The following is a 24,785-nucleotide window of genomic DNA, read 5'->3' as shown; positions in this document are numbered from 1 at the left end:
TGCCCCAGCTCCATTGCTTGACACTCCAGGGGGCCGAGTCTAGTTTGCGCGCGCCTGCCGGGAGGCCCGGCTGGCGGATCGATTTCCATGTCTGAACGAGACGATAGAGCGAAAACACCCGACCGTAGCGAGGATCTGAAGGATTTTGACCGGCGCCTGAGCGAGAAGATCGCCCGGCACCGCGAAAAGACCCAACCAGAGACCGAGACGAGCAATGCCTGGAGTGTCAGCGTCAAATACGGTAGCGGCTTTGCCGGTGGTGTATTGGTCGGGACGGCCCTGGGCTGGGCAGCGGACAAGTTTTTCGACATCGCGCCGTGGGGCATGCTGGTCGGGGTAATACTGGGTTTTGCGGCCGGCTTGCGCAATATCATGCGCGAGGCGGCAGCGGCGAATGCAGAGAATGCGGCCACGGCCGAAACGACTGGATGTGAAACCGGCGCCATGCCGGGTTCTGACGCGACGAAAGAAGACTAGATGGCCCTGCTCGAAACAGATCCGATGCACCAATTCGTCGTGCAGCCCGTCCTGGAGCTGCCGACCCTGTTCGGAATCGACCTGACGATCACCAATTCGGCGCTCTTCATGATTCTGACGACGCTGGTCACCAGTTTCGGCCTGATCCTTCTGACCGGCCGCGGCGCCATGGTGCCGACACGGTCGCAGTCGATCGCCGAGATCCTCTATGGCTTCGTCGCCGACATGGTGCGTTCGATCATGGGCGAGGAAGGCCGCGCGGTCTTCCCCTATGTCTTCACGCTCTTCATCTTTATCCTGGTCGCCAACCTGCTTGGCATGCTGCCCGGCAGCTATACGGTGACCAGCCAGCTGGTCGTGACCCTCGCCCTCGGGCTGACCTCGATCGCCCTGGTCGTGATCACCGGCTTCATCAAGAACGGTTTCGGCTTCCTCAAGCTCTTCGCACCGGCCGGTCTGCCGCCGGTGATGTATATCCTGATCGTTCCGATCGAATTCATCTCCTTCCTGAGCCGGCCTTTCTCCCTGGCCATTCGTTTGTTTGCCAACATGATGGCCGGTCACACCCTGCTCAAATTGTTCGGCGGCTTCGTGCTCTCCCTGTCCAGCCTGGGCGCGATCGGCATTGCCGGCGCTGTGCTGCCCATGGCGGTCGCGACGGCCGTCACCGCGCTTGAGCTGGTGATTGCCTTCCTGCAAGCCTATGTGTTCGCGGTTCTCACCTGCATCTATCTCAATGATGCATTGCATCCGTCTCACTAGAGTTTTTCACCCTTCCAGCCACACACCTTATTCAACAGGAGCCATCCCATGGAAATCGAAGCAGCCAAGCAAATCGGTGCAGGCATTGCAGCTCTCGCCCTCGCAGGCGCCGGCGTCGGTATCGGTACCATCTTCGCCAGCTATCTTTCGGGCGCACTGCGCAACCCGTCTGCCGCCGCAGGTCAGTTCACCACCCTCCTGATCGGCTTCGCCCTGACCGAGTTCACCGGTCTTCTGGGTTTCGTCGTGGCGATGATCATCCTCTTCGGTTGATCCGTCTCCACCCGCTCCCATTGCCGTTCAAAGAGCATTGAAGATGATCAATTTCTCCGAATCCACATGGCTGGTCGGCCAGGCGCAGCCGCATGGCGAAGCCTCATCCGATCCGGCTCATGCGGTGGTCGAACATGCCGCCGAGGCACATGCCAGCGGTGGTCTGCCGCAGCTGGACGTCTCGACCTGGCCAGGACAATTGTTCTGGCTGGCGGTCACCTTCACCCTGCTCTATCTGATGATGTGGAAGGTTGTCCTTCCGCGCATCCGCAATGCCATTGAAGAACGGCGTGACCGTATCGCAGACGATCTCGATGCGGCCGCCGACCTCAAGCAGAAAGCTGACGATTCGTCGGCCGAATACGAACGCCTGCTCTCGGATGCCCGCGCCAAGGCTCACGCCCTGGCCCTGGGCAACCGGGCCGAGGTCGACAAGGCCATGGCCGCCGAGGCCGCCCAGGCCGATCTCGAAATCGCCAAGCGTCAGGATGCCGCTGAGACGCGCATTGCCGACATGCGGACCAAGGCACTGGCAAACGTCGAAACGATCGCTGTCGACGCCACACGGGCCATTATCGTTCAATTGACGGGGACCGAACTCGACGACAAGTCGATCCAGTCTGCCGTCAGTGACGGCCGCTAGGGGACGCACATCATGACACTCGACTGGATCCATCCAAACGAAGCGGCCTTCTGGGTCGCCCTGTCATTCTTCATCGTCATCGGTGCGCTGATCTATGTCCGCGTACCTGGCCTCGTCGCCAAGCAACTGGACGCCCGCGCCCAGGGGATTGCCGACGAGATCGCCGAAGCACGCCGCCTGCGTGACGAGGCCCAGGAATTGCTCGCCAGCTTCCAGCGCCGCCAGCAGGATGCCGTCGAAGAGGCTGCAGCGATTGTCGCCCAGGCCAAGAATGAAGCGAAAATGCTGAAGAAGCAGGCTCGCGAGGACATGGCCGAACGCCTCGAGCGTCGGACGGTTCTGGCCGAGCAACGTATCGCCCAGGCGGAAGCCTCTGCTGCGGCCGATGTCCGGGCTGCCGCGGCCGATCTGGCCGCCAGGGCGGCCGAGCAATTGCTCACCTCCTCGCTGAAGAAGGCGGATCTGAACAAGCTGGTGGATGCCGACATCAAGCAGGTTGGCGCCCAGTTCAACTAGACCCGGCTGGAATCCCAGACAGCAAAAAGGCCCGCAGTGATCGCTGCGGGCCTTTTTCTTTGCCTGGAAATCACCGGGAGACGCGGCCTATTCGGCAGCGTCCTTCTCACCAAAGGCGAAGCGGACGCGCTTCCACACCCAGGGGAAACGGCGCAGGCCATCGGTGATGAAAGTGTGGGCAGTCTTGGAAGCCGCAGCGACCAGGACCAGACCGAACAGGCCCATCGGCAGCCCAACCGGGATGAGCGGGGTCACAAAAGCAACGGGCACGGCGAGGATCATCAGGATCACACCGACCGAGATAACAACGGTGCGGATCACGAACACAATCGCCGCACCGAATGCGTTCGACCGTGCCAATCCGTTCAGCGCCTCGTTCATGTGGTGACCATCCTTATAAACCATCTGCCCGGAATGCCGCCGGCATCGGGGCCGGTCTCAGGACTGATTAGATAACATCTAATTCGTAAACTTGACCCCAATGCGAGGCAAAAGAGCCGAAAATCAGGCAGTGCCTGCGACTCCCATCACGGCTGTTGTATATGCGCACCGGATTCATGGGGCCCGCCTGTCAGGGCAGGTAATCATCCCGTCACTCAGCGATCGAGCGCGCCCTGCCGGCCGGCAACCGGACAGAGGAACTCATAATTTACCGCTTACCGAGTGGCCCGCAGCCCTCTTCAGATGCGGCTTCACCGGCGCAAACACAAGATGCGTGCGCCGGATTTCGCATGAAAGATTTGTCACGGACCATCCGGGCCCCGGATGGGTGGCGCGGACCAGTGAGAGCCGCCTCCCCCGGCCGGGCCGGTGGGAGGCGCCTGTCATTCAACTATTCCGCCGCGTCGGCGGCGGGCGTCCAGCGCAGCACAGGCTGGCGGGCGGCGCGGGTTTCATCGAGACGTTTGAGCGGGGCGTGGACCGGGGCCGCCTGGAAGCGAGCCGTCTCGCCGGCCTTGGCCGCCAGGGCGAGCGATTCCATCACTTCGATGAAACGATCGAGGCCGCCCTTGGATTCGGTCTCGGTTGGCTCGATCAGCATGGCACCGTGGACGACGAGCGGGAAATACATCGTCATCGGATGATAACCCTCATCGATCATCGCCTTGGCGAAATCGAGCGTGGTAACGCCCGTGCCCTTGAGGAAGCGGTCATCGAACAGGGCTTCATGCATGCAATGGCCCTCGAAGGCCTGCGTCATCACACCCTTCAGGCCCGCCAGGATATAATTGGCGTTGAGCACGGCATCATCCGCGACCTGTTTGAGGCCATCCGAGCCATGGCTCATCATATAGGTGAGCGCACGGGTGAACATGCCCATCTGGCCATGGAAAGCCGCCATGCGGCCGAACGGATGCAGATCCTTGCCGTCGAGCTCGCTCTCATGCTCGGCCATGTGCATGATCGCCATGCCCTTGGGATTATCGCGATCAATCATCAGCAAAGGCAGTGGCGCAAATGGCGCCAGGGCTTCGGACAACACGGTCGGGCCGGCACCGGGACCACCGCCGCCATGCGGCGTCGAGAAAGTCTTGTGCAGATTGATATGCATCGCATCAACGCCGAGATCGCCGGGACGGACACGTCCGACAATGGCGTTGAAATTGGCACCGTCGCAGTAGAAATAGCCACCGCAACCATGGATCAGATCGGCGATCTCCCTGATGTCACGCTCGAACAGACCGCAGGTATTGGGATTGGTCAGCATGATGCCGGCGACATCATCCCCGAGCTTGGCCTTCAGTGCCGCCATATCAACGCGGCCACCGGCATCGGCCGGGATCTCGTCGACGGTGAAGCCGCACTGCACAGCGGTCGCCGGATTGGTGCCATGGGCTGATTCTGGAACAAGCACCCGGCGGCGGCCGGTTTCGCCATCGGCGTCGAGACGGGCGCGGATCGCCATCATGCCGCAAAACTCGCCATGAGCGCCGGCTTTCGGCGACAGGGCGACGGCCGGCATGCCGGTCAGTTTCAGCAGCCAATGCGCCAATACGTCCATCACTTCATAGGCGCCCTGCACGGTCGAGGCCGGCTGCAGCGGGTGCACATCGGCAAAGCCGGGCATGCGCGCGACTTTCTCATTGAGCCGCGGATTATGCTTCATCGTGCACGAACCGAGCGGGTAGAGGCCCAGATCGATGGCGTAATTCTTCCGGCTCAGGCGCACATAATGGCGCATGGTTTCCGGCTCGGACAGACCCGGCAGCCCAATCGGTGCCGTGCGTTCGAGACCGCCAAGACGGGTCTTGCTGCCCTTGGGAGCCGGGAAATCAACGCCGGTGTTTTCAACACCACCGCGCTCGAAGATCAGCGGTTCGGCCTGTTCCAGCCCGCGTGAGCCGGAGACGGTATCGCCATAGCCGCCGGTGGCGACATTTTCGGCCATGCGGGTCGGACGCCCTTGAGTATTCATTGCCATCAGAGGACACCCCGCAAGGCTTTTTCGAACACGATCATATCGCTCTCGGTATTGGTTTCCGTCGCCGTCACGAGGAGGAGATCCTCGAACTGGCCGGGATAGAGCCGGCTGGCGGGCACGCCGCCGAGCACGCCGATACGGGCCAGCTCATCGACCACCTCGGCCGCCGGTTTGGGCAGGCGCAAGGTGAATTCATTGAAGAAGCTGGAATTGAGGACTTCAACGCCCTCGATCGAACCGAGCCGGTCGGCCAGTTCGCAGGCGGTCTCGTGATTGAGACGCGCCAGTGTACGAAGGCCGGCTTCGCCGAGCAGGGTCATATGGATGGTGAAGGCCAGCGAACACAGACCGGCATTAGTGCAGATATTCGACGTCGCCTTCTCGCGGCGGATATGCTGCTCGCGCGTTGAGAGGGTGAGCACATAGCCGCGGCGGCCATCGGCATCGACGGTTTCGCCAGCCAGACGTCCGGGCATTTGCCGGATGAAATTGCGCTCATTCTTGCAGGCAAACAAACCGACATAGGGGCCGCCGAAATTCAGCCCGACACCAATCGACTGGCCTTCGCCAACCGCGATATCGGCCCCCATATCACCGGGTGCCTCGACCAGGCCGAGCGAGACGGTTTCGGTGAAGACCGCGATCACCAGCGCGCCCTTGGCGTGGGCAATTTCGGAGATGGCACGCAAATCATGCAGCTGACCGAAAATATCCGGCGTCTGCACCACGACGCAGGCCGTGGTCTCGTCGATCGCCGCAATCAGCTCGTCCAGCCCGCCGACCGACGGCTGGGTGACGGCAATCTCGACATCGGAGTATTTCGCCAGCGTCTTGCTCGCCTCGACATAGTGCGGATGCACCGTGCCGGCCATCACAGCCTTGTCGCGCTTGGTCACACGCGCCGCCATCATCACCGCTTCGGCGCAGGCGGTGGAACCGTCATACATCGAGGCGTTGGCGACATCCATGCCGGTCAGAAGCGCGACCTGGGTCTGGAATTCAAACAGGGTCTGCAAGGTCCCCTGACTGATCTCCGGCTGGTAGGGCGTGTAGGCAGTGAGAAATTCGGAGCGCTGGATCAGATGATCCACGGTCGCCGGAATATGGTGGCGATAGGCCCCCGCCCCCACGAAGAACGGCACCGAGCCGGCCGAGATATTTTTCGAAGCCATGGCCGACATGGCGCGCTCGACCGCGAGTTCACCCTGTTTAAGCGGCAGATCGACCAGCCCTTTCAGGCGCGCCGCTTCGGGCACATCGGTGAAGAGATCGTCGATCGAAGCGACGCCAATCGCCTCGAGCATCGCCTTGCGGTCGGAATCGATATGGGGGAGGTAACGCATGAAATCAGCCTTATGCGATGTGGGCGTTATAGGCGGCTTCGTCCATCAGACCGTCGAGCTGGGAGGCATCCGACATCTTGATCTTGACGAACCAGCCGGCACCGGCAGCGTCTTCATTGACGGTTGCCGGCGCATCGTCGAGCACCGAATTAATGGCGATGATCTCGCCATCGATCGGAGCGTAGACTTCCGAGGCGGCCTTGACCGATTCGACGACGGCGAACTCATCGCCCTTCGCCAGCGTCTTGCCGGTATCGGGCAATTCGACAAACACGACATCGCCGAGCTGTTCGGCGGCGTGGACGGTGATGCCGACGGTTGCGACATCGCCGTCAACGGTGATCCATTCATGGTCTTCGGTGTAACGCGTGGTCATGATTTGTCTCCTGCTCCAGCTGGTTCTGGATTGATTGGAATTAGCCCCGGAAGAAATTGTGCGGGACGAATGGAAGCTTGGTCACTGTGGCCGCACGTGGCTTGCCGCGCACGATCAGGTCGAGTTCGGTGCCTTCGGCCATGAAATCACGCTCGACATAGCCCATCGCCACCGGACCATTGAAGGTCGGCCCGAAACCGCCCGAGGTGACGACGCCGACGATCTTGCCGTCCTTGGTCGCGATCTCGGCACCTTCGCGGGCCGGGGCGCCGGACAGGGTCAGGCCGATCCGCTTTTGTGAGGTCTTGGCGTCGATCTGTTGCTGGATGATGGCGGCGCCAGGGAAATCACCGCGCTCGCGGCGAGTCTTGGCCAGGGCCCAGATCAGCGAGGCCTCAACCGGCGTGCGCGTCGTGTCCATGTCATGGCCATACAGGCAGAGCCCGGCTTCCAGGCGCAGCGAATCGCGCGCCCCCAGGCCAATCGCCTCAACCTCATCCTGGGCCAGCAGGAGCCGTGCAATACGGACCGCATCGGCTTGCGGGATGGAGATCTCGAACCCGTCCTCGCCAGTGTAGCCCGAACGCGACACCAACACCTCGACGCCATCGAGCGTGAACGCGCCGCACTGCATGAAGATCAGCTTGCTGGCATCGGGGCAGAGCCGCGCCATCACATCTTTCGCGGCCGGGCCCTGCAGCGCCAGCAGCGCGCGGTCCTCCAGCCGGACCAGCTTGCCCTTGCCGGCGGTGCCAGCCTCAAGATGGGCGAAATCCTGGTCCTTCATCGCTGCGTTGACGACGAGGAAAATGCCATCGCCATCCGGACGCGAGACCATCAGATCGTCGCGGATACCGCCCTGGTCATTGAGCAGAAGCGTGTATTTCTGTTCGCCCGCGCCGAGCAGGGCGAGATCGCAGGTCAGCAGCGCCTCGAGCGCGGCCTCATCGCCGGTATAGCGCGCCTGGCCCATATGGGAGACGTCGAAGAGACCGGCCTTCTCGCGGGTCTGCTTGTGCTCACCCATAATGCCCAACGGGTATTGCACCGGCATGTCATAGCCCGCGAACGGGACCATCTTGCCGCCAAGTTCGACATGGAGGGCGTGGAGTGGGGTTTTATTGAGAATTTCGGTCATTGACGGGTCCTGACAAGAGCGCTGATCCTGCCTGCGGTGATCCGCCGGCAAGTCGTCGCCCCCGCTGTCCCGTGACCTGAGAGATTCCGCGCGAACCCGCCCTTGCGAGACACGCTTGCTCCGTCGGTGGAGTTAAAGCCTGGTGGCCCCACTCACTTTCCAGCGTTTGACTCTCTCGCGGTCCGTCTGCCTGAGCGTTTCCGGGGCGGTTGCGCCTTCGGCGCCGGCCTATTCGCCGGTCTCTCCCGCGAGGAGATATAGCCCGCCAGGCGCGTCTCGCGACGGGCCTGTCAGTTGCTGCGCACTCTTAGAATATGCCGGCGCAGAGTCAATGCGCGAAGACGTGAAATGCCCGGTCCGGCGGCCTATTCGCCCTGAAAGGAGAAATTCATGCAAGCCATCAGCGAGCTTTGCAAAATCGTCGTGAAGCTTGCCTGCACCTCCGGTGCCATCGCACCAGCCTCCGCCGCCGCGGTGTCGCGGGCTGATTCCCAATCCTCGATCAGACCCTGTTCGCGCACGGCGCCTTGCGAGCCCAACGCGAAAACGCGGTAGACATCGTCCGTGCTCGCTTCGCGCAGATTGCGGTCAAAACAGGTGCAGAACTCAGTGTGGTCTACCGGCACGCCGCCACTATAGCCGACCTGCTGAATGCGGCAGGCCTGCTGCAGCCAAATCGAGGCCTGTGCCGGATCCTCACTAAACCCGGCGGTGACCGGCTGAACAAATAGAAGGCTGGCTAAAAGCGCTGGTGCGGGCATGCCCATTCTCCACGGTTACCCCGGGCAAGCTAGCGGATCGCAGGGCTCGCACCCTCCCCCGTTCGGGGGAGCGCTACATGCGGTCTGGCGCTTCCATGCCGAGCAGTTGCAGGCTGAGCTCAAGTTGTTTCAGCGTCGCCTCGGCCAGCGCCAGGCGGGAGGCCTTCGTCGCATCATCCGGTGCCGCGAGGATCGGACAGGCGGAGTAGAATTTCGAGAAGGCCTGGGCCAGCGAGAAGGCGTGGTCACACAAGGCATTGGGTGCGCGATTATCGATCGCCTGATCAATCGCCGATCCAAACGCATCAAGGGCCAGCACCAGATCGCGCTCCTCGTCAGCCTGGACCGAAATCCTGCCCGGCTTGACACCAGCGTCCGCCGCCTTGCGCATCAGCGATTTCACCCGGACGGCGGCGTAGAGAAGATAGGGACCGGTCTTGCCTTCAAAACTGGTGAAACGATCCAGGTCGAACACGTAATTCGTGGTGCGGTAATTTTGCAGATCGGCGAATTTGATCGCCGCCAACCCGACCATGCGGGCGACGCGGGCGTGCTCCTCGGCCCCGACATCGGCGGCCAGACCGGCCTCCTTGAGGCGTTGATCGGCGCGTTCAATGGCGGAGGCAATCAGATCGGCGAGCCGGAATGTGCCGCCATCGCGGGTACGAAGCCGCTTGCCGTCCGTCCCGTTCACCGAACCGAAATTGACATGCTCGAGCGCGCCTTCCTTCACCAGGCCGGCCTTTTCGGCGGCGCGGAAGACTTGCTGGAAATGATTGCCCTGGGCGCTGTCGACGACATAGAGCGTCAGGTCCGGCGCGAAATTCGCCTTGCGATCGAGGATCGTCGCCAGATCGGTCGTGCCATAGAGCGAAGCGCCGCCAGAGGTGACGAGGATGAGCGGTGGCAATTCCTTCTTGTCATCCTCGCGGGCGATGTGGATCACCCAGGCACCATCGCTGAGCTCGGCAATGCCGCGCTGTTTGAAATCCTCGACCATGGCCGGGATGAGCGGATCGACATCGCTCTCGCCCTTCCACAGGTCGAAATGCACGCCGAGCGCATCGAAATCCTGCTTCAGTGCCGTGATCGAGACCGCGATGAAATGGTTCAGCAATGCCCGATAGCCCGGGCGTCCGGCCTGCAGCTCGGCTGTGGCCGTGCGCGACAGCTCGAGACGGTCGGCATTATCCTTGGCCTTCTTCGAGGCAAGGGGATAGAGCCGAGCCAGATCATCGATATTGACCGGCGGCGTATCCGGATAGGGACCGGAATAATCCGCGTCGAAATAGGGCAGGTCCGGCTGTTCTTCGCGCAGCTCAGTGATGAGATGCCCCATTTGCAGGCCCCAATCGCCGAGATGGATATCGGACACCACATCATCGCCGCGAAAGCGCAGCAGGCGCTGCAGGCTGTCACCCAGCACCGAGGAGCGCAAATGGCCGACATGCATCGGCTTGGCGACATTGGGACCGCCAAAATCAATCATCACCTTGCGCGGCGCGTCTGTCAGGGGAGCACCGGCGCGGTCATCGCCGGCGATCTCGGCGGCGCGCGCATCATAGGCGCTCTGGGCCGGGGTCAGATTGATGAAGCCCGGTCCGGCGATCTCGACGGCGGCGATCAGCGCATCGCCGGCAATCGCATCGACGATTTTCTGGGCCAGCTCGCGCGGATTGCACTTCGCCTGCTTGGCCGCCGGCATGGCGCCATTGCACTGGAAGGGCGCCGTCCCCGACTTGGTCGCAGGCGTGACACGGCCCAGCTCGCGCGGCAGCTGGAGAGAAGCGAACGCGTCGCCCAGTTTCGCACTGAGCTGATCGGCAATTGAAGGCATGAAATTAGTCCTGGCCGGCACCCACGCGGAAGCGTTGGCCACTGCGATTGAAAGCGAGCTGTTCCGGCGTCAGTTCGAAACCGGTCAGGATCTCGAAATTGATTCCCGATGTTTCGGAATTGGCGCGCGGGATCGAAATCGCCTCAATGGTCTCGGTCAGATAAACCCGGTCCTCGCCGGCGCGGAACCGGATATTGATCGGGAAGACCTCTTTTTCGATGACACCGACATCGCGGCGCGTCACGGCGACGAAATACTCATAGACATGCGTGTCGCCCTGGGCGGCCGGGCCGCGGCCGAAGGCCATGTCCAGCTCGAGATTGGCGATAATCGGCCGTTCGCCATAATAGCTGCACAGCGAGCGCACGCCGAGAATTTCGCCGGTAAAGCCGACATTCTCATAGCGGACTTCGCCGCCCTCAAGCTCGACGATGCGGTGTGCATCATACAATGACATTGCAGACGGGCACGGGCCGATATTCGGCTGCTCCGTCTCAAATACATCACTGACGGTCTGGCAGCCATTGAGTAAGATGGCGGCCGCGGCGAGAATGGCAAAAGAACGCATTGTGCATTACCTGACTTGAATACCCGCCCGGCCTCTGGATAGCGCCAAGCCCCTTTGTTAGGACGGTCATACGATGCGTACGAGACGTGCGCAACGGTATCGCTGATGGAGAACTGAACCCGATGAGCGGCAATCGCCCACCCCTGACTGTCCTGCTGGCTGCCCCGCGGGGATTCTGCGCCGGTGTCGACCGCGCGATTCAGATCGTCGAAAGGGCGCTGGAGCGCTTTGGCGCGCCGGTCTATGTGCGTCACGAGATCGTCCATAACCGCCATGTGGTGGAACGGCTCGAAGCGCTCGGCGCGGTTTTCGTCGAGGAGCTCGATCAGTGTCCCGATGACCGGCCGGTGGTGTTTTCCGCCCATGGCGTCCCCAAACAGGTCCCCGAAGAAGCGGCCCGGCGCAATCTCATCTATGTCGATGCCACCTGCCCGCTGGTGTCGAAGGTCCATGTCGAAGCCCAGCGCCTGCACGCCAATGGGCGCGAGATCGTGCTGATCGGCCATGCCGGCCATCCCGAGGTCGTGGGCACGATGGGACAATTGCCGGACGGGGCGATCGCGCTGATCGAGACCGTCGAGGACGCCATGCAGTTCGCACCGCAGGACGCCTCGCGCCTGGCCTTCGTCACCCAGACAACGCTGTCAGTCGATGACACATCCGCCATCGTGGCGGCCTTGCAGGCGCGCTTCCCGCAGATCGAGGCGCCGCACAAGGAAGATATCTGCTATGCCACGACCAATCGGCAGTCGGCGGTCAAGGCGCTGGCCCCCAATTGCGACATTGTGTTCGTGATCGGGGCGCCCAATTCGTCCAATTCGGTGCGTCTGGTCGAAGTCGCCAAACGCGCCGGCGCGCAGCGGGCGCAACTGATTTCCAGTGCCGAGGATGTCGACTGGGACATGATCGGCCCGATCGGAACGGTCGGCATCACCGCGGGCGCTTCGGCGCCGGAGGATCTGGTCGAGGGCCTGATCGCGGCGTTCCGTGAGCGTTATGACGTCGACCAGAAGGATATCCGCGTGACTGATGAAGACGTGATTTTCAAACTTCCCCGCGTGGTGGCCTGATCCGATGAGCGATTCCGAAAACACGACAGCAGCCGCGGATATCGAACCGGAGGCCTTTATCGCCGCGGTCGAGCACAAGGTGCGCCGCGCCGATGCGCGGATCCTGCTGGAAATGATGCGCCGGCTGAGCGGTGAAGAGCCCCGCATGTGGGGGCCGTCCATCATCGGGTTCGGCACGTATCACTACAAATACGAGAGCGGCCGCGAAGGCGATTCGATGCGGACCGGCTTCTCGCCGCGCAAGTCCGGCCAGGTCATCTACATCATGCCGGGCTATGCCAATTACACCCTCATTCTCGACCGGCTGGGCAAGTTCAAGGAGGGCAAGTCCTGCCTCTACATCACCAAGCTGGCGGATGTGGACCTGGATGTCCTCGAAGAACTGATTCAGGCCGGACTCGACGATATGGCGCGGAAATATCCGAAATGAGCACAGTGACGATCCACACCGACGGTGCCTGTTCCGGCAATCCCGGCCCGGGCGGCTGGGGCGCGATTCTGGAATGGAATGGACACCGCAAGGAAATCTGCGGCGGCGAGGCTGACACCACGAATAACCGCATGGAGATGATGGCGGCGATCCAGGCGCTGGAGGCGATGAAGGCCAATCATCACGACATTATCCTGATCACCGACAGCAGCTATCTGCGCGACGGGATCATGAAATGGATCCATGGCTGGAAAAAGCGCGGCTGGAAGACGGCCGATCGCAAACCGGTCAAGAATGTCGATCTCTGGCAACGCCTCGACCTGCTGGCGCAGAGCCACAAGATTGAATGGCGCTGGGTGCGCGGACATACCGGCGATCCAGGCAATGAGCGCGCCGACGAACTGGCGCGCCAGGGGCTGAGCGAAGCACGGACCGCCCGGCGCTGAGCGCCTGTCGGATCAATGCATCGCGCCGCGCAGGACCTCGTCCAGTGCGGCGGAAATTTCCTTGATGTCCAGCGGTTTTGAGAGATAGCCGGTGGCGCCGATCTCGAGATAATGCTCGCGGGCGCCCTTGGTGGCATCGGCCGTCACAGCATAGATCGGGATGGTGGAATAGGGCTTGCCACTCGCCCGGATGCACTGGATCGCTTCATCCCCGGACATCACGGGCATCTGGATATCCATCAGAATCGCGTCGAACCGGTCGCTGTCGAGCGCATCAATCGCCTCGCGCCCATTGCCCGCAAGCCGGACCTGGTGGCCGGCATTCTCGACCAGTGCTGAGGCCACAAGCCGATTCGTCATCACGTCATCGACGACCAGTATCCGCGCCGGCCCTGTGCGTCTGCCACCGGGTCGGGGCAGCTCGGCTGGAGGAGAGACAGGGGCGACGACCGAGGCTTCAGCCGGAGGCAGCGGCAGTTCGAACCAGAACTCGGCCCCCTCGCCCGGCTCGCTGCGCACACCGATCTCACCGCCGGCAAGCCGGACAAGGTCGCGGCAGATTGCCAGTCCAAGTCCGCTACCGCCGTGCTGGCGGGTCAGCGAGGCGTCGACCTGGGCGAAGCGGTCGAAGACCCGCTCCAGCTGGTCGGCTGCGATGCCCGGGCCGGTATCCGCGATGCAGAACCGGATGCGGTCATCGGCCTGCGGCTCGACCTGGATGGTGACCGAGCCTTCGCTCGTGAACTTCACGGCATTGCCGATGATATTGATCAGGACCTGACGCAGCCGCTTCTGGTCACCGAGAACCACCCCCGGCAAGCCGGGTGCCTGTTCGCAACAAATTGTAATCGCCTTCCGGCGTGCCGCAGTCTCGACCATGTCCATGACCGATGCGACCACCGGCAAGACTTCAAAGGGTTCCCGCGCGAGCTGGATGGTCCCGGATTCGATCTTGGATATGTCGAGAATGTCCTCGACCAGATCCAGCAAGGCTTCGCCGGACGTCTGCAGCGTCCTGACATAACGGTCCTGTTGATCGGACAGCGGCGTCAGTCTGAGCAATTGCGACATGCCCAGCACGCCATTGAGCGGCGTACGGATTTCATGACTCATATTGGTCAGGAATTGCGATTTGGCCTGGCTGGCGCTCTCCGCCCGGGCGCGCTGGTGATCGAGCTCCTCGGCCCGCCCGACATCATCCGTGACGTCATCGGTCACGCCGATCACCGTCGCACTGCCATCGAGCCGTTCGCACAGCAGGCCGCGCGAACGGACATGCCGGATCGAGCCGTCCGGACGAACGATGCGGTAGGCGTGGGAAAAGCCCGCCCCCACTTCCATCGCCGTGCGCGTGCCGGCAATGATCGCCTCCCGGTCGTCGGGATGGATCGCGGCGGCCCAGTCGTCGAATGTCAGGGACACCTCACCGGACAGCCCAAGCAGGGTCATCATACGCTCGTCGCCGGTGTTTATCCGTGTCTGTATGTCATATTCCCAGACGCCCAGATTGGAAGCGTCAAGCGCGACCGCGAGCCGGGTCGAGAGGGATTTGGCCTCCTCCTCGCGCGCGCGCCGCCCGGTGATGTCCTGGAAGGAGCCAACCAGTTTGCCGACGTGACCGTCGACCGCGATGGCGCGCCCGACAGCACGCACCCAGGCATGGTTGCCCCTGGCCGTGACGAAGGGGAGCTCCAGGTCCCAGGCCTCACCGAGTTTGATGGCTCTATCAATATTGGCCTGCAGGGCTTCTCGGGCCTCCGGCGGATAGAATTCGACCGCGCTTGCGAGATCGGGAACATAATCATCATCGACTTCATGGATCTTGCGGGTCATCGAATCCCACAACACCGTGTCGGCATCGAGATTGACTTCCCAACTGCCAATACCACCCAGCTTGGTCACTTCGGCGAGTCGGGCCGCGGTGCTTTCCCGTTCGGCGATCAGATGTGAGCGCTCGGTAATATCCTCGATCGAACCGGCCATCCGGGTCGCTTGTCCGGCCTCGTCCCACTCGGCCTGTCCGCACGCAAATACGCGCAAATAATGCCCGTCGCTGTGCTGGAAGTCATATTCGAGCGCGTAGGGTGTGCGGTGTTGGAGATGGGCGCGCAGCGCGGTCTGGACGCGCTCGCGATCATTCTCGTGCACCCGGCCGAAAAACTCACTCATGCCCTGGAGGTGGGCTTTGCCGCCAGCGATCGGGTCGCCCGGCGAGCGTCCAACCAGTTCGCGCGAGCGCTCGGAGGCGAACATGGTGCCCGCCGCAAAATCGATCTCCCAGATACCCGACGCGCTGCCGGCAATCGCGAGATCGTAACGCCCCTTGCTCAGGGCCAGTTCGGCGAGCGCACTGTCACGCGCCACTTCCGTTCGCCGGGCCCGGATCAGATTGCCAGCTGTCACAAACAGCGGTTCACACGCCGCGACGAGATCCGCGCAATAGCCGCTAGGCCGGTTGGCGATCCCGATCATGGCAACCAGCTTGCCTTTTTCCAGGAGCGGAATGCCCAGATAGGCATGGAGTGGCGACAGGGCCTCAACGGCATTGCGGCCGCGCTGATCCTGGGCCGGATCATTCGCGATCACCATTTCGCCAGTCTTGATCGTGTGTCCGATCAGGGTATCGGGATCGCGAAATTCCAGCGATGCCCGGCGCTCGTCACCGGCGTCATCATCAGCACCGACATGGCTGAATGCCTGGGTCTTGAGGTAACGCCCGCTTTCGTCTTCGACAATTTCGCCGATGAAGCCGGCCGTGCTGTCCGTGAACTCAAGCGCCGCCGCCAGCAAATGATCGAAGGCCTGATCGATCGACGAGGCGTCGGTCATATATTCGCGCTGAATTGCGGCGATGCCGGCGAGCAACTGATTGGCGCGCCGTGCTTCGGCGCTCTGGCTGCGTGTCCGGATCTGTTCCTCGACAACCCGTGCCAGCACCGCGAGCTGCTGCAGCACCATGGCGTCAAACGCGAACGGCTGATCATGAAACACCGACAGCGTGCCGATCCTGTAACCGCTTTCGACCTGCAGTGGCACGCCCGCATAGCCGCGCAGATGAGGCTCGCCGGCGACCAGCGGGTTATGCTTGAACCGTTCGTCCAGGCGCGCATCGGGTACATAGAGCGTCGACGCCTGGCGGATGGCATGATTGCAGAAGGTGATGTCGCGCGGCATCTCGCTGACATCCACGCCCACGCTTGACTTGAACCATTGGCGGTCGCGATCAACCAGCGAAATGGCGGCCATGGACGCGCCGGTCAGGGTGACAGCCAGCTTGGTGATCGAGTCGAACCCGTCCTCCGGATCCGTATCCAGGAGGTTGAGCTCGTGCAGCGCCGCGACGCGCCTGTCCTCTTCGATCCGCTCCATGCCCGCTCCGCTTTCCGTCGAGGTTGAAAAACCCCGCGACACTCCAGCGGGCCATCCTGCACGATCAGGGTTTACGGCGCATGAACCGGCCCCCGCAGATCAGGCCGGGTGCACGATGAGTGTGACGCCCCTGACCTCGTCGATAATCACCTGGCTGTCGCGGACAGGGTCGGATCCGTCGAGGGTCTGAGCGCCCCATTCGGTATCATCGAAATGAACCCGGCCGCGGCCCGCAGCGAAGTCGCTGACAACGACAACGCGCTGGCCGACCATGCGGGCGGCGCGGTCATTGAGGCCGCTCTGCCCGCCGCGGTTCATGGCTGGACGCACCCAGCGATCGCCTGCCCACACAAGGACAAGCGTCAGGATCGCGAAGACGCTCAACTGGATGGGCCAGCTCGCGCCCAGCATGTCCAGCGCGAGAAAACCGGTCAGGAAGGCCGCCGCGGCCGGCCACAGCAGAAAGGTCGTCCCGGTCAACACCTCGCCGATCAGGAACAGGCCGGCGAAGGCCCACCAGATCCACAGATTCAGACGCTCAAGCAGGGATAATAAAAAATCCATCACTGACCTCCGTTTTCAGTTCGCCATTTACGTCTTGCGGGTCGTCTCGCGGATGGCTTCGTGTGCCGCCTTGCCGAGCTCGCCAACACCGGTAATCGTGCTGAGGATATTCGAGAACTCGGCCGGGATGATCACGGTGCGTTGCTGGTCACTGGTCGCCAGCTTGCCAAAGGCCTCGATATATTTCTGGCCCAGGAAGTAATTGATTGCCGAGACATCGCCCGCGGCGATGGCGTTGGAGACCAGTTCGGTCGCCTTGGCCTCGGCCTCGGCTTCACGTTCGCGCGCCTCAGCGTCCAGGAAGGCACTTTCCCGCCGGCCTTCGGCCTCTCGGATCGCGGCTTCCTTCTCGCCCTCGGCGCGCAGGATGGCCGACTGCTTGGCACCCTCGGCCTCGAGAATTTCGGCCCGTTTCAGGCGCTCGGCCTTCATCTGGCGCGCCATTGCTTCGGTGATGTCATGTGGCGGCGACAGATCGCGGATCTCGATCCGGGTCGCCTTGACGCCCCAGGGATTGGTCGCGGAGTCGAGCACTGACAGAAGACGCGCATTGATCTCGTCGCGCTTGGACAAGGTCTCGTCGAGATCCATCGAGCCGATCACGGTCCGCACATTTGTCAGACACAGATTGAGAATCGCGAAGTCGAGATTGTCGACTTCATAGGCCGCGCGCGGCGCGTCCAGGACCTGGATGAAGATCACTGCATCGACCGAAACCGTGGCATTATCCTTGGTGATGACATCCTGGTTGGGCACGTCGAGAACACGCTCGCGCATATTCATCTTGTACCCGATGCCGTCGATGAAGGGCATGATGAAATGGAGGCCCGGCTTGAGCGTCCGCGTGAAACGCCCGAAGCGTTCGACGGTGAATTCCTTGCCCTGCGGCACGGTCTTGATGACCGAGGCGATAATCGCCAGTGCCAGCATCAGCAATACGCCGGTGATGATAAGTTCCATGAATGCCCTCCCTTGGCCGTTTCGGACCGGGCCAATGCCCGGTCCGTTTTGCCTCTGCCCAGACTAGAGCTGGCCGAGGATGTGATCGGCCGAGGACACCTTGAATTCACCCGGTGCCTCGACGTTCAATTCAGTGACGACGCCATCCTTGGCGATCAGGGAGAAGCGCTGCGCGCGTGTGCCCATACCAAAGCCGGTGCCGTCCATTTCCAGGCCGAGCGCCTTGGCGAAATCGCCATTGCCATCGGCCAGCATCATGACGTCTTCACCGACGCCCTGGTCCTTGCCCCAGGCATTCATGACGAAGACATCATTGACCGACATGCAGGCAATAGTGTCGACGCCCTTGCCCTTGATTTCGGCTGCGTGCTCGACAAAGCCCGGCAGGTGCTTGGCCGAACAGGTCGGCGTATAGGCGCCCGGTACCGAGAACAGCGCGACGGTCTTGCCGCCAAATACATCGTCCGTGCTTACCCGGTTCGGGCCGCTCGCCGTCATGGTCATGAAGCTGGCGTCCGGAATGCGATCTCCCACCGAAATGGTCATGGCTGTTTCTCCTGCTGATAAGATTAGTCGCGGTTGCGCACGGCAAGATAGCGGGAACGCCGCTGGACGCATCCCCCTTTTTGCCCGCATCATGGGGTTATGAGCAGTGATGATTCAAATTCGCCGCCCGACGGCTTCCTGAACGGCAAACTCCTGATCGCCTCGCCGGGCATTGGCGATCCGCGCTTCGACCGGTCCGTGATCCTGATGTGCGACCATTCGGCCGAGCACGCGATGGGGATCGTGCTCAACAAGCGCGTCGAGGGGCTACGCCTGCCGGAAGTGTTTGAACAGCTCGGCGTCGAAACCACCGAGGACACGATTGACCGTCCGGTCCTGCAAGGCGGCCCGGTCGAGCGCCAAAGGGGTTTTGTGCTGCACACCAATGATTTCGAGACCGCCGATTCGACCCTCGCCGTCACCGGCGATATCGGCCTGTCCTCGACCAAGGACGCGCTTGATGCGATGGCGTCGAGCACGCCGCCGCGCTGCGCGATGCTGGCGCTGGGCTATGCCGGCTGGGGTTCGGGCCAGCTGGAGGACGAGCTCGCGGCCAATGCCTGGCTGGTCGCCGACGCCAATGAAGCACTCGTCTTCAGCCCCGACATCGAGGGCAAATGGGAAAACGCGCTGGCTGTTCTGGGTGTCTCACCCGAGCATTTGTCCGGCGCTTCCGGCACCGCCTGACGCATCAGGCCGGTGGCAGGAAGCGGCCCTCCAGCCCGTGGCGCACGGCGAGCAGGGCCTGATCGGGGGCCAGGGCCCCGGCATAGCGATAGCCCTGGCCAAAATCACAACCCATCGCCCGCAGGCCATCCCCGCTCTCGGCGCTCTCAATGCCTTCGGCGACGATTTTCATGCCGAAATGCCGTGCCAGCTGGATCACCGATTGCACCACCGTACCGGCGCTCTCATTGGCGGCCATGGCGCGGACGAAATAACGGTCAATCTTGACGACATCGAAGGGCAGCATTTCCAGCCGGGCCAGCGATGAATAGCCGGTGCCGAAATCATCCAGCGCCAGTGCGATACCGCCTGCAGACAGACGCGCCATCACACCGGCCGCGAGATCGGGGTCGCGCATGATTTCGGTCTCGGCGATTTCGAGCTTGAACGCGCCCGCCGGCAATTGCGCCTGCCGCACGGCCTCCAGCAGGGCATCGGGGAATGAAGGCGAAACCAGTTCGCTCACCGTCGCATTGGCCGCGACGAAAAGCTCGCTGCCACCCTCGCAAACCGTTCGCCACAGCGAGAGATCGGCGATCGCCGAGGCGCGCACTTCAGTGCTGATCCTGTCGAGCAGGTCGAGATCATCGGCCATCGCAAGGAAGTCCTGCGGTGCGAGCACGCCGACGCCCGGGCGTTCCCAGCGGGCCAGCGCCTCAAAGCCCGCCAGACGGCCCGTCGCCAGGGCAATAATGGGTTGATACCAGGCGATCACCTCGCCGGCGGCGACGGCATTGGCCAGGGCGTGCTCTTCACGAATGCGCAGCGCGCCCTCACCGCTCAGGCCGGCGGGAGTCATCAGACCCTCAAATCTCTGCTCGGTCACGCGGCGTCCGAGCAGGCGGACATAGGCCACGCTGCCGGTCTCGCCGATCAGCCTGATACGCAGGTCGAGCCGGTCGCCGCCCAGCGCCGCATCCAGCCGGGCATGGTCAGCCGGGCCGAGCCGGTCGCAAAATCCGCTCCAGTCGAAGGTGGCCCGCTGCAATCCGAAGGCTTCGAGCGCGCCCGTGAAACGGATCTGGCCGCCGCGGTCGAGCTCAATCGCAAAGGCGACGGCGCCGGCGGCGCGGGCGCCGCTCTCGAAATCGACCGATGTCATAATCTCGGATCGGTATTCAGCAGCGCGAAGCGGTCATGATCGCGCCATTCGCCGGCGATATTGAGGAAAGCCCGGGCGCGACCCTCGAACTGGAAACCGATGCTCTTGAGCAATTTGCGGGAGGCCCTGTTCTCCGGACGGCAGGCTGCCTCAACCCGGTGGAGGCCAAGATTATCGAAGGCGAAGGCCATGATCCGCCGCACGGCCATACGTGTATGTCCCTGACGAATATAGGGAGTTCCGATCCAATAACCGATATCGGCGCTCTGCTGGACGCCGCGGCGGACATTGTTGAGATTGCAGGCACCGAGCAGGACATTGTCGCGACTGCGGAAGACGAAGAAGGGATAGCCGGCACCCGATTGCCGGTCGATCTGGTAGCGCTCGAGGCGACGCTTGAAGGCGCTGCGGCTGAGCTCATCGACTGTCCAGGCAGGCTCCCACGGCTCGGTATGGCTGCGGCTCGCGCCGCGCAGCTTGGCCCAGTTTTCGTAATCCTCGAGCGTAGGCGCACTCAGGCGGATGCCCTGGGCCATCAGGGAGGTTTCAATTTCCGCGTCGCGCCACAATGCCACTCGCCTGCTCCTGTCCTGCCGTTTCTCTGCCGGCTGTCTACGCGTCGTCTCTTACGGCCTGGCCGCTAGCCGCAACCGCCCGCGAGCGATGTGCAAAGCCAGATACACACCGATCAGTGCCGCCGCCAATCCGAACCAGGTCACCGCATAGCCCAGATGCTTGGACGGCGGTGTCTGGCTCAGGCTGGAGGGCAGACCCAGATCGGCCCGCGCCCAGACGTCGAGCACCTGGCCGGGATCCGTGTCGAGGGCCTGCGCCATCATGTCCCGGTCGAAGATATACCACTGATTGGTATCCGGATCGTTTCCGCTGGCGAAACTTCCCGGTCTGGGAAACAGTTCCAGCCGCCAGGCTTGCGGCCGGGCGATGATATTGCCGGCCAGATCCTCGAAACCGGATTCCACGAAAAGATAGCGTTGCGGCTCGCCGGGAGCGCAGGCCGGCGCCGGCATCAGCCCGATCCGGACCCAGCCGGGCTGACCGCGCAGGGCGTAATAGCGCAATTGCGCACCGGCGAGCGGTGCCGGCGCGGTAATGCTCGGGCCGAAGGCACCGGCATGCTCGCCGCACAGCGCGTCGCGAAAGGATGTCACCGCACCGCGCTCGGCATAGGCGGCGATGCGCTGCGCCTTCCACTCCATGCGCTGCATCTGCCACACGCCCAGTGTGAGCAGAAGAGCGAGCGCGAACACGCTGAAAACAGTCAGTACGGGGAGCGGTCTGAAATATGGCATGAGGATCGTCCTCACCTCCCTGGGGGCAAGCCAGGGCCGGAGCCTGGCCTAATCGTCGAGCCGGCCCTGCTGCGCGCCATGCTCGAACTGCAGCGCGAAGAGCAGTCCCTTCAGCGGACGCAGGCACAGAATGGACGCGCCAAAGATAAACGGGACCTGGACCAACATATGACCCCACCAGGGCATGCCCCGGAAGGCGACGGCCATCAGCAGGAACAGAACAACGGCGAGAAAGCCGACAATGAACAGCGCGAAGACCGCCGCACCATCACCGACATCGGCGCTCTCGAAATCGGCACCGCACGCGTCACAACGCGGTGCGAGCGCCAGCAGGCCCTTGAACATGGCCCCCTCCCCACACTTCGGACAGCGACCCGAGAGGCCGGCGGCGAAGGGGGAGGGTTTATCCATGTCAGTTCCGGTTACTGGTAGACGACGTAGACGAAGGTGAACAGGAAGAGCCAGACCACATCAACGAAGTGCCAGTACCAGGCCGCAGCCTCGAGGCCGAAATGTTTCTTGGCGGACATCTGGCCAGCCATCAGGCGGAACAGGCAGACGGCCAGGAAGATGGTGCCGATAATGACGTGCGCGCCATGGAAGCCCGTCGCCATGAAGAAGGCGGAACCATAGAGATTGCCGGAAATCGAGAAGCCGGCTTCGGCGTATTCGATCGCCTGCAGGGCGGTGAAGCAAAGGCCGAGAATGACGGTCAGCAGGAGGCCGAGCTTGGCACCCTTGCGATCATCATGCTGCAGGGCATGGTGAGCCCAGGTCACGGTGGTGCCCGACAGGAGCAGGACCAGCGTGTTCATCAGCGGGATATGCCAGGGATCGAAGGTTTCGATACCGGCTGGCGGCCAGGAGGCCAGACCCGGATCAATCCGGACATCATGGAAGATCGCGTATTCGAAGAAGACCCAGAACCAGGCGGCAAAGAACATCACTTCGGACACGATGAACATGATCATGCCGTAGCGCAGGCCGATATCCACCACTGGCGTGTGATCGCCGCGGTTGGATTCCTTGATCACATCGCCCCACCAGCCGATCATCGTGTAGATGACCACGGCGAAACCGAGGATCAGACCGCCCCAGCCGCCATCAGCATAGAGAATGGCAAGCGGATGATCAGGACCGACAAGGCCCTTCATATTCCCGACAGCGCCAAGGGCGAGAAGGAATGCACCCAGCGAGCCGACAAACGGCCACGGGCTCGGATCGACCAAGTGGTAATCGTGCTTTACGGCATGCCCAGCCATCGCGAATCTCCTGCGACTTCAAATCAGTCCTGTCGGGCCGTGATAACCGCGACGGGACAAAGGTTCAATGCTAAGGCGCGGCATCGCTTGGCGAAGACGCAGCCCCATCGGTTTCAAAAAACGTATAGGACAGGGTGATGGCGTGAACATCATCCAGAAAACGCTCTTCGGCGATCAGCGGATCGACGAAGAACAGGACCGGCATATCAATACTTTCTCCCGGCTCAAGTGTTTGTTCCGTAAAACAGAAACACTCAATCTTGGAGAAGTAGATCGCCGCCTTGAACGGCGCGACATTATAGGTCGCGACACCGGTGATAGGCCGGTCGGACACATTGGTCGCGCGATAATAGGCCAGACCGCTCTCGCCGACATTGAGGGTCAGCGAACGCTGAACCGGCTCGAACTCCCAGGGCAGGCCGCGGCCGGTATTGGCATCGAACAGGACCGTCATTTCGCGATCGAGCACGGCGCCCGCCTCGCCGATGGCGATCTGGGTTGTGCCACCATAACCGGTGACCTGGCAGAACAGGCTGTAGAGCGGCACCGACGCAAAGGCGGCGCCGACCATGGTCACAGCCGCGACGCCGGCGAACAGGGCTACGCGTGCATTCTTGTCCAGCGGCGCTTTCATACCGCGCCCGCCTCGGCGAAATTCTGGCCGATCCGGATGACGGTCACGACAAAAACCAGGGCGCAGAAAACCACCAGGCTCAGACCGATCGCAATATTGCGGCGCTGACGCGCAGCAATCTGTTCCGGCGTCAGCTTGACGAATTCCCCGGTCGGCAGGCCTTCGCGGGCCTGGAATGCCGCATGCGCGGACGGTCCGGACGGGGTTGCCGCCGGCGCGTCTGTCTTCGGGGTCTCATCCTTGGTATCGGTCATCCGCCCACTCCTGGCACCGCCATATAGGCACCAAATCCGTGCTCAATAATCAATGCGGCAAATAGGACGGTGAGGTAACCGATGGAATAGGCGAACAGGTCGCGCGCAGCCTTGTCGCCGACGCGGACGGCATAGAGCGCGCCCTCCTCGGCCGAACCCGCTTCACCGGCGCGCGAATTGAAGACGCGCCAGGCCAGCAGCAGGAAGAGTGCGCCGCCACCCAGCGAGGTCAGGGCATAGGCGATACCGCCAAGTCCGGTCAGGACCGGCGCGCCGGCGAAAATAACCAGCACGATGGAATAGAGCAGGATTTGCAGCCGCGTGGATTTCGGGCCCTTGGCAACCGGCATCATCGGAATGCCGGCGGCGGCATAATCACCGCATTTATAGAGTGCCAGCGCCCAGGTGTGCGGCGGCGTCCACAGGAAGATGATCATGAACAGGATGAAGGCATCGAGCGAGATATGGCCGGTCGCGGCGACCCAGCCAATCATCGGCGGGAAAGCCCCGGCCGCGCCGCCTATGACGATATTCTGCGGCGTCGAGCGCTTGAGAAACATCGAATAGATGACGGAATAGAAGAAAATCGAGAAGGCGAGCAGACCGGCCGCAAGATAATTGCTCGCCAGCGCCATCATCATCACCGACAGGATGGAGGCGATAATGCCGAGCCCATAGGCATCGGCCTTGCTGACGACACCGCGCGGGATGGGCCGCTTGCGGGTGCGCTGCATGATCGCATCGATATCGGAGTCATAGGCCATGTTGAGCGCGCCGGCGGCGCCAGCGCCCACGGCCAGGCTCAGGATTGCGATCGCTGCCAGCACCGGATCCATGGCGACCGGTGCGGCTACCAGACCGGCGCAGGCGGTGAAGACGACGAGCGTCATCACACGCGGCTTCATCAGGTCAAAATAGTCGCGGGGCGAGGCCGTCGAAACGGCCCCGCCCTCTGCGCGATGATCGCCGGGATTTGTGGTGGTGTTCAACACGCTG

The 24,785-nt window shown here is 62.5% G+C and carries 29 protein-coding genes and 2 riboswitches; of the genes, 9 read left to right on the top strand and 20 right to left on the bottom strand.

Going from position 1 to position 24,785, the window contains the following annotated elements; translation table 11 throughout:
• The first annotated feature begins 87 nt into the window (after positions 1-87).
• From BLT42_RS07420 to BLT42_RS07400, 5 genes are read left to right on the top strand one after another with little or no spacing between them, the layout of a single operon-like run.
• Positions 88-477 (top strand): AtpZ/AtpI family protein, encoded by a 390-nt coding sequence (locus BLT42_RS07420; RefSeq protein ID WP_091769196.1) that lies wholly within the window; start codon positions 88-90, stop codon positions 475-477.
• Positions 478-1,239 (top strand): F0F1 ATP synthase subunit A, encoded by a 762-nt coding sequence (locus tag BLT42_RS07415; protein ID WP_091769193.1) that lies wholly within the window; start codon positions 478-480, stop codon positions 1,237-1,239. It begins immediately after the preceding gene.
• A gap of 48 nt (positions 1,240-1,287) precedes the next feature.
• Positions 1,288-1,512 carry a F0F1 ATP synthase subunit C gene (locus BLT42_RS07410; protein ID WP_091769191.1) on the top strand — a complete coding sequence of 75 codons (225 nt, stop codon included), beginning with the start codon at positions 1,288-1,290 and terminating at the stop codon, positions 1,510-1,512.
• A 43-nt stretch (positions 1,513-1,555) separates the two neighbouring features.
• Positions 1,556-2,155, top strand: a complete 600-nt coding sequence (locus BLT42_RS07405; protein WP_091769188.1) for a F0F1 ATP synthase subunit B family protein — start codon at positions 1,556-1,558, stop codon at positions 2,153-2,155.
• Between the two features lie 12 nt (positions 2,156-2,167).
• On the top strand, positions 2,168-2,671 hold the full coding sequence (locus BLT42_RS07400; RefSeq protein WP_091769185.1) for a F0F1 ATP synthase subunit B family protein: 504 nt from the start codon (positions 2,168-2,170) through the stop codon (positions 2,669-2,671).
• Between the two features lie 87 nt (positions 2,672-2,758).
• On the opposite strand, the gene BLT42_RS07395 is transcribed toward BLT42_RS07400, so the two are convergent.
• From BLT42_RS07395 to BLT42_RS07360, 8 genes are all read right to left on the bottom strand, one after another.
• Positions 2,759-3,052, bottom strand: a complete 294-nt coding sequence (locus tag BLT42_RS07395; protein ID WP_091769182.1) for a hypothetical protein — start codon at positions 3,050-3,052, stop codon at positions 2,759-2,761.
• A gap of 451 nt (positions 3,053-3,503) precedes the next feature.
• Positions 3,504-5,093 carry an aminomethyl-transferring glycine dehydrogenase subunit GcvPB gene (gene gcvPB / locus BLT42_RS07390; protein ID WP_091769179.1) on the bottom strand — a complete coding sequence of 530 codons (1,590 nt, stop codon included), beginning with the start codon at positions 5,091-5,093 and terminating at the stop codon, positions 3,504-3,506.
• Entirely contained in the window at positions 5,093-6,436 is a 1,344-nt protein-coding gene (gene gcvPA, locus BLT42_RS07385; RefSeq protein WP_091769176.1) for an aminomethyl-transferring glycine dehydrogenase subunit GcvPA, read from the bottom strand. Before gcvPA ends, gcvPB begins: the two co-directional genes overlap by 1 nt.
• Before the next feature lie 10 nt (positions 6,437-6,446).
• Positions 6,447-6,812 carry a glycine cleavage system protein GcvH gene (gene gcvH / locus BLT42_RS07380; RefSeq protein ID WP_091769173.1) on the bottom strand — a complete coding sequence of 122 codons (366 nt, stop codon included), beginning with the start codon at positions 6,810-6,812 and terminating at the stop codon, positions 6,447-6,449.
• A 40-nt stretch (positions 6,813-6,852) separates the two neighbouring features.
• On the bottom strand, positions 6,853-7,950 hold the full coding sequence (gene gcvT, locus BLT42_RS07375; RefSeq protein WP_091769170.1) for a glycine cleavage system aminomethyltransferase GcvT: 1,098 nt from the start codon (positions 7,948-7,950) through the stop codon (positions 6,853-6,855).
• A 62-nt stretch (positions 7,951-8,012) separates the two neighbouring features.
• Positions 8,013-8,115: riboswitch (glycine riboswitch) on the bottom strand.
• A 3-nt stretch (positions 8,116-8,118) separates the two neighbouring features.
• Positions 8,119-8,208: riboswitch (glycine riboswitch) on the bottom strand.
• Positions 8,209-8,315: 107 nt separating this feature from the next.
• Positions 8,316-8,717 carry a hypothetical protein gene (locus tag BLT42_RS07370; RefSeq protein WP_091769167.1) on the bottom strand — a complete coding sequence of 134 codons (402 nt, stop codon included), beginning with the start codon at positions 8,715-8,717 and terminating at the stop codon, positions 8,316-8,318.
• Between the two features lie 67 nt (positions 8,718-8,784).
• Positions 8,785-10,548: an arginine--tRNA ligase gene (argS, locus tag BLT42_RS07365; RefSeq protein WP_091769164.1), complete on the bottom strand. Its 1,764-nt coding sequence runs from the start codon at positions 10,546-10,548 to the stop codon at positions 8,785-8,787.
• Between the two features lie 4 nt (positions 10,549-10,552).
• Positions 10,553-11,005: a hypothetical protein gene (locus BLT42_RS07360; RefSeq protein WP_233342376.1), complete on the bottom strand. Its 453-nt coding sequence runs from the start codon at positions 11,003-11,005 to the stop codon at positions 10,553-10,555.
• A 233-nt stretch (positions 11,006-11,238) separates the two neighbouring features.
• Between BLT42_RS07360 and ispH the strand changes: the two genes are divergently transcribed.
• Genes ispH through rnhA form a run of 3 tightly spaced genes read left to right on the top strand, consistent with a single transcriptional unit; the run spans position 11,239 to position 13,062 of the window.
• Complete coding sequence (ispH, locus tag BLT42_RS07355; RefSeq protein WP_091769158.1) at positions 11,239-12,186, top strand: 4-hydroxy-3-methylbut-2-enyl diphosphate reductase; 948 nt, start codon at positions 11,239-11,241, stop codon at positions 12,184-12,186.
• 4 nt (positions 12,187-12,190) lie between these two features.
• Positions 12,191-12,616 carry a DUF1801 domain-containing protein gene (locus BLT42_RS07350; RefSeq protein WP_091769155.1) on the top strand — a complete coding sequence of 142 codons (426 nt, stop codon included), beginning with the start codon at positions 12,191-12,193 and terminating at the stop codon, positions 12,614-12,616.
• The gene (rnhA, locus tag BLT42_RS07345; protein WP_091769152.1) at positions 12,613-13,062 is read left to right on the top strand and encodes a ribonuclease HI; all 450 of its coding nucleotides are present in this window, start codon (positions 12,613-12,615) and stop codon (positions 13,060-13,062) included. The genes BLT42_RS07350 and rnhA overlap by 4 nt, the downstream gene beginning before the upstream one ends.
• A 12-nt stretch (positions 13,063-13,074) precedes the next feature.
• Here the strand turns inward: rnhA and BLT42_RS07340 are convergent, their stop codons facing one another.
• The 4 genes from BLT42_RS07340 to BLT42_RS07325 form a co-directional block, all read right to left on the bottom strand.
• Complete coding sequence (locus BLT42_RS07340; protein ID WP_091769149.1) at positions 13,075-16,431, bottom strand: PAS domain-containing protein; 3,357 nt, start codon at positions 16,429-16,431, stop codon at positions 13,075-13,077.
• A 99-nt stretch (positions 16,432-16,530) separates the two neighbouring features.
• Positions 16,531-16,995 carry an NfeD family protein gene (locus BLT42_RS07335; protein ID WP_091769146.1) on the bottom strand — a complete coding sequence of 155 codons (465 nt, stop codon included), beginning with the start codon at positions 16,993-16,995 and terminating at the stop codon, positions 16,531-16,533.
• 27 nt (positions 16,996-17,022) lie between these two features.
• Positions 17,023-17,955, bottom strand: coding sequence for an SPFH domain-containing protein (locus tag BLT42_RS07330; protein WP_091769143.1), 933 nt, complete (start codon positions 17,953-17,955; stop codon positions 17,023-17,025).
• A 63-nt stretch (positions 17,956-18,018) separates the two neighbouring features.
• Complete coding sequence (locus BLT42_RS07325) at positions 18,019-18,501, bottom strand: peroxiredoxin (RefSeq protein WP_091769141.1); 483 nt, start codon at positions 18,499-18,501, stop codon at positions 18,019-18,021.
• A gap of 99 nt (positions 18,502-18,600) precedes the next feature.
• Here BLT42_RS07325 and BLT42_RS07320 point away from each other — a divergent pair, with 99 nt between their 5' ends.
• Entirely contained in the window at positions 18,601-19,188 is a 588-nt protein-coding gene (locus BLT42_RS07320) for a YqgE/AlgH family protein (RefSeq protein ID WP_091769137.1), read from the top strand.
• A gap of 4 nt (positions 19,189-19,192) precedes the next feature.
• Here the strand turns inward: BLT42_RS07320 and BLT42_RS07315 are convergent, their stop codons facing one another.
• The 8 genes from BLT42_RS07315 to BLT42_RS07280 form a co-directional block, all read right to left on the bottom strand.
• Complete coding sequence (locus BLT42_RS07315; RefSeq protein WP_091769134.1) at positions 19,193-20,329, bottom strand: EAL domain-containing protein; 1,137 nt, start codon at positions 20,327-20,329, stop codon at positions 19,193-19,195.
• Positions 20,326-20,904, bottom strand: coding sequence for a GNAT family N-acetyltransferase (locus tag BLT42_RS07310; RefSeq protein WP_091769131.1), 579 nt, complete (start codon positions 20,902-20,904; stop codon positions 20,326-20,328). The genes BLT42_RS07315 and BLT42_RS07310 overlap by 4 nt, the downstream gene beginning before the upstream one ends.
• Positions 20,905-20,955: 51 nt before the next feature.
• Positions 20,956-21,639: an SURF1 family protein gene (locus BLT42_RS07305; RefSeq protein WP_091769128.1), complete on the bottom strand. Its 684-nt coding sequence runs from the start codon at positions 21,637-21,639 to the stop codon at positions 20,956-20,958.
• A gap of 48 nt (positions 21,640-21,687) precedes the next feature.
• Positions 21,688-21,984, bottom strand: a complete 297-nt coding sequence (locus BLT42_RS07300) for a DUF983 domain-containing protein (protein WP_233342375.1) — start codon at positions 21,982-21,984, stop codon at positions 21,688-21,690.
• Positions 21,985-22,061: 77 nt separating this feature from the next.
• Positions 22,062-22,901 carry a cytochrome c oxidase subunit 3 gene (locus tag BLT42_RS07295; RefSeq protein ID WP_091769122.1) on the bottom strand — a complete coding sequence of 280 codons (840 nt, stop codon included), beginning with the start codon at positions 22,899-22,901 and terminating at the stop codon, positions 22,062-22,064.
• Between the two features lie 70 nt (positions 22,902-22,971).
• A complete protein-coding gene (locus tag BLT42_RS07290; protein WP_091769119.1) occupies positions 22,972-23,535 on the bottom strand; it encodes a cytochrome c oxidase assembly protein in 564 nt (187 codons plus the stop codon).
• Positions 23,532-23,789 (bottom strand): hypothetical protein, encoded by a 258-nt coding sequence (locus BLT42_RS15220; protein WP_091769116.1) that lies wholly within the window; start codon positions 23,787-23,789, stop codon positions 23,532-23,534. Before BLT42_RS15220 ends, BLT42_RS07290 begins: the two co-directional genes overlap by 4 nt.
• Complete coding sequence (locus tag BLT42_RS07280) at positions 23,786-24,778, bottom strand: heme o synthase (RefSeq protein ID WP_091769113.1); 993 nt, start codon at positions 24,776-24,778, stop codon at positions 23,786-23,788. Before BLT42_RS07280 ends, BLT42_RS15220 begins: the two co-directional genes overlap by 4 nt.
• Between the last annotated feature and the right edge of the window lie 7 nt (positions 24,779-24,785).

The sequence above is a fragment of the Maricaulis salignorans genome, from assembly GCF_900103475.1.
GTDB classification, from domain to species: Bacteria; Pseudomonadota; Alphaproteobacteria; order Caulobacterales; family Maricaulaceae; genus Maricaulis; species Maricaulis salignorans.
This window is presented reverse-complemented; position numbering and strand designations above follow the sequence as displayed.

Coding starts and splice junctions, on each gene's coding strand:
- BLT42_RS07400 (WP_091769185.1), top strand. CDS start 2,168: ATGACACTCGACTGGATCCATCCAAACGAAGCGGCCTTCTGGGTCGCC.
- argS (WP_091769164.1), bottom strand. CDS start 10,548: ATGCCTTCAATTGCCGATCAGCTCAGTGCGAAACTGGGCGACGCGTTC.
- BLT42_RS07290 (WP_091769119.1), bottom strand. CDS start 23,535: ATGAAAGCGCCGCTGGACAAGAATGCACGCGTAGCCCTGTTCGCCGGC.
- BLT42_RS07370 (WP_091769167.1), bottom strand. CDS start 8,717: ATGGGCATGCCCGCACCAGCGCTTTTAGCCAGCCTTCTATTTGTTCAG.
- ispH (WP_091769158.1), top strand. CDS start 11,239: ATGAGCGGCAATCGCCCACCCCTGACTGTCCTGCTGGCTGCCCCGCGG.
- BLT42_RS07335 (WP_091769146.1), bottom strand. CDS start 16,995: ATGGATTTTTTATTATCCCTGCTTGAGCGTCTGAATCTGTGGATCTGG.
- gcvT (WP_091769170.1), bottom strand. CDS start 7,950: ATGACCGAAATTCTCAATAAAACCCCACTCCACGCCCTCCATGTCGAA.
- gcvH (WP_091769173.1), bottom strand. CDS start 6,812: ATGACCACGCGTTACACCGAAGACCATGAATGGATCACCGTTGACGGC.
- BLT42_RS07350 (WP_091769155.1), top strand. CDS start 12,191: ATGAGCGATTCCGAAAACACGACAGCAGCCGCGGATATCGAACCGGAG.
- BLT42_RS07420 (WP_091769196.1), top strand. CDS start 88: ATGTCTGAACGAGACGATAGAGCGAAAACACCCGACCGTAGCGAGGAT.
- BLT42_RS07395 (WP_091769182.1), bottom strand. CDS start 3,052: ATGAACGAGGCGCTGAACGGATTGGCACGGTCGAACGCATTCGGTGCG.
- BLT42_RS07320 (WP_091769137.1), top strand. CDS start 18,601: ATGAGCAGTGATGATTCAAATTCGCCGCCCGACGGCTTCCTGAACGGC.
- BLT42_RS07360 (WP_233342376.1), bottom strand. CDS start 11,005: ATGTCATTGTATGATGCACACCGCATCGTCGAGCTTGAGGGCGGCGAA.
- BLT42_RS07415 (WP_091769193.1), top strand. CDS start 478: ATGGCCCTGCTCGAAACAGATCCGATGCACCAATTCGTCGTGCAGCCC.
- BLT42_RS07295 (WP_091769122.1), bottom strand. CDS start 22,901: ATGGCTGGGCATGCCGTAAAGCACGATTACCACTTGGTCGATCCGAGC.
- gcvPB (WP_091769179.1), bottom strand. CDS start 5,093: ATGGCAATGAATACTCAAGGGCGTCCGACCCGCATGGCCGAAAATGTC.
- BLT42_RS07405 (WP_091769188.1), top strand. CDS start 1,556: ATGATCAATTTCTCCGAATCCACATGGCTGGTCGGCCAGGCGCAGCCG.
- BLT42_RS07305 (WP_091769128.1), bottom strand. CDS start 21,639: ATGCCATATTTCAGACCGCTCCCCGTACTGACTGTTTTCAGCGTGTTC.
- BLT42_RS07325 (WP_091769141.1), bottom strand. CDS start 18,501: ATGACCATTTCGGTGGGAGATCGCATTCCGGACGCCAGCTTCATGACC.
- BLT42_RS07315 (WP_091769134.1), bottom strand. CDS start 20,329: ATGACATCGGTCGATTTCGAGAGCGGCGCCCGCGCCGCCGGCGCCGTC.
- BLT42_RS07340 (WP_091769149.1), bottom strand. CDS start 16,431: ATGGAGCGGATCGAAGAGGACAGGCGCGTCGCGGCGCTGCACGAGCTC.
- BLT42_RS07330 (WP_091769143.1), bottom strand. CDS start 17,955: ATGGAACTTATCATCACCGGCGTATTGCTGATGCTGGCACTGGCGATT.
- BLT42_RS15220 (WP_091769116.1), bottom strand. CDS start 23,789: ATGACCGATACCAAGGATGAGACCCCGAAGACAGACGCGCCGGCGGCA.
- BLT42_RS07410 (WP_091769191.1), top strand. CDS start 1,288: ATGGAAATCGAAGCAGCCAAGCAAATCGGTGCAGGCATTGCAGCTCTC.
- gcvPA (WP_091769176.1), bottom strand. CDS start 6,436: ATGCGTTACCTCCCCCATATCGATTCCGACCGCAAGGCGATGCTCGAG.
- BLT42_RS07300 (WP_233342375.1), bottom strand. CDS start 21,984: ATGTTCAAGGGCCTGCTGGCGCTCGCACCGCGTTGTGACGCGTGCGGT.
- rnhA (WP_091769152.1), top strand. CDS start 12,613: ATGAGCACAGTGACGATCCACACCGACGGTGCCTGTTCCGGCAATCCC.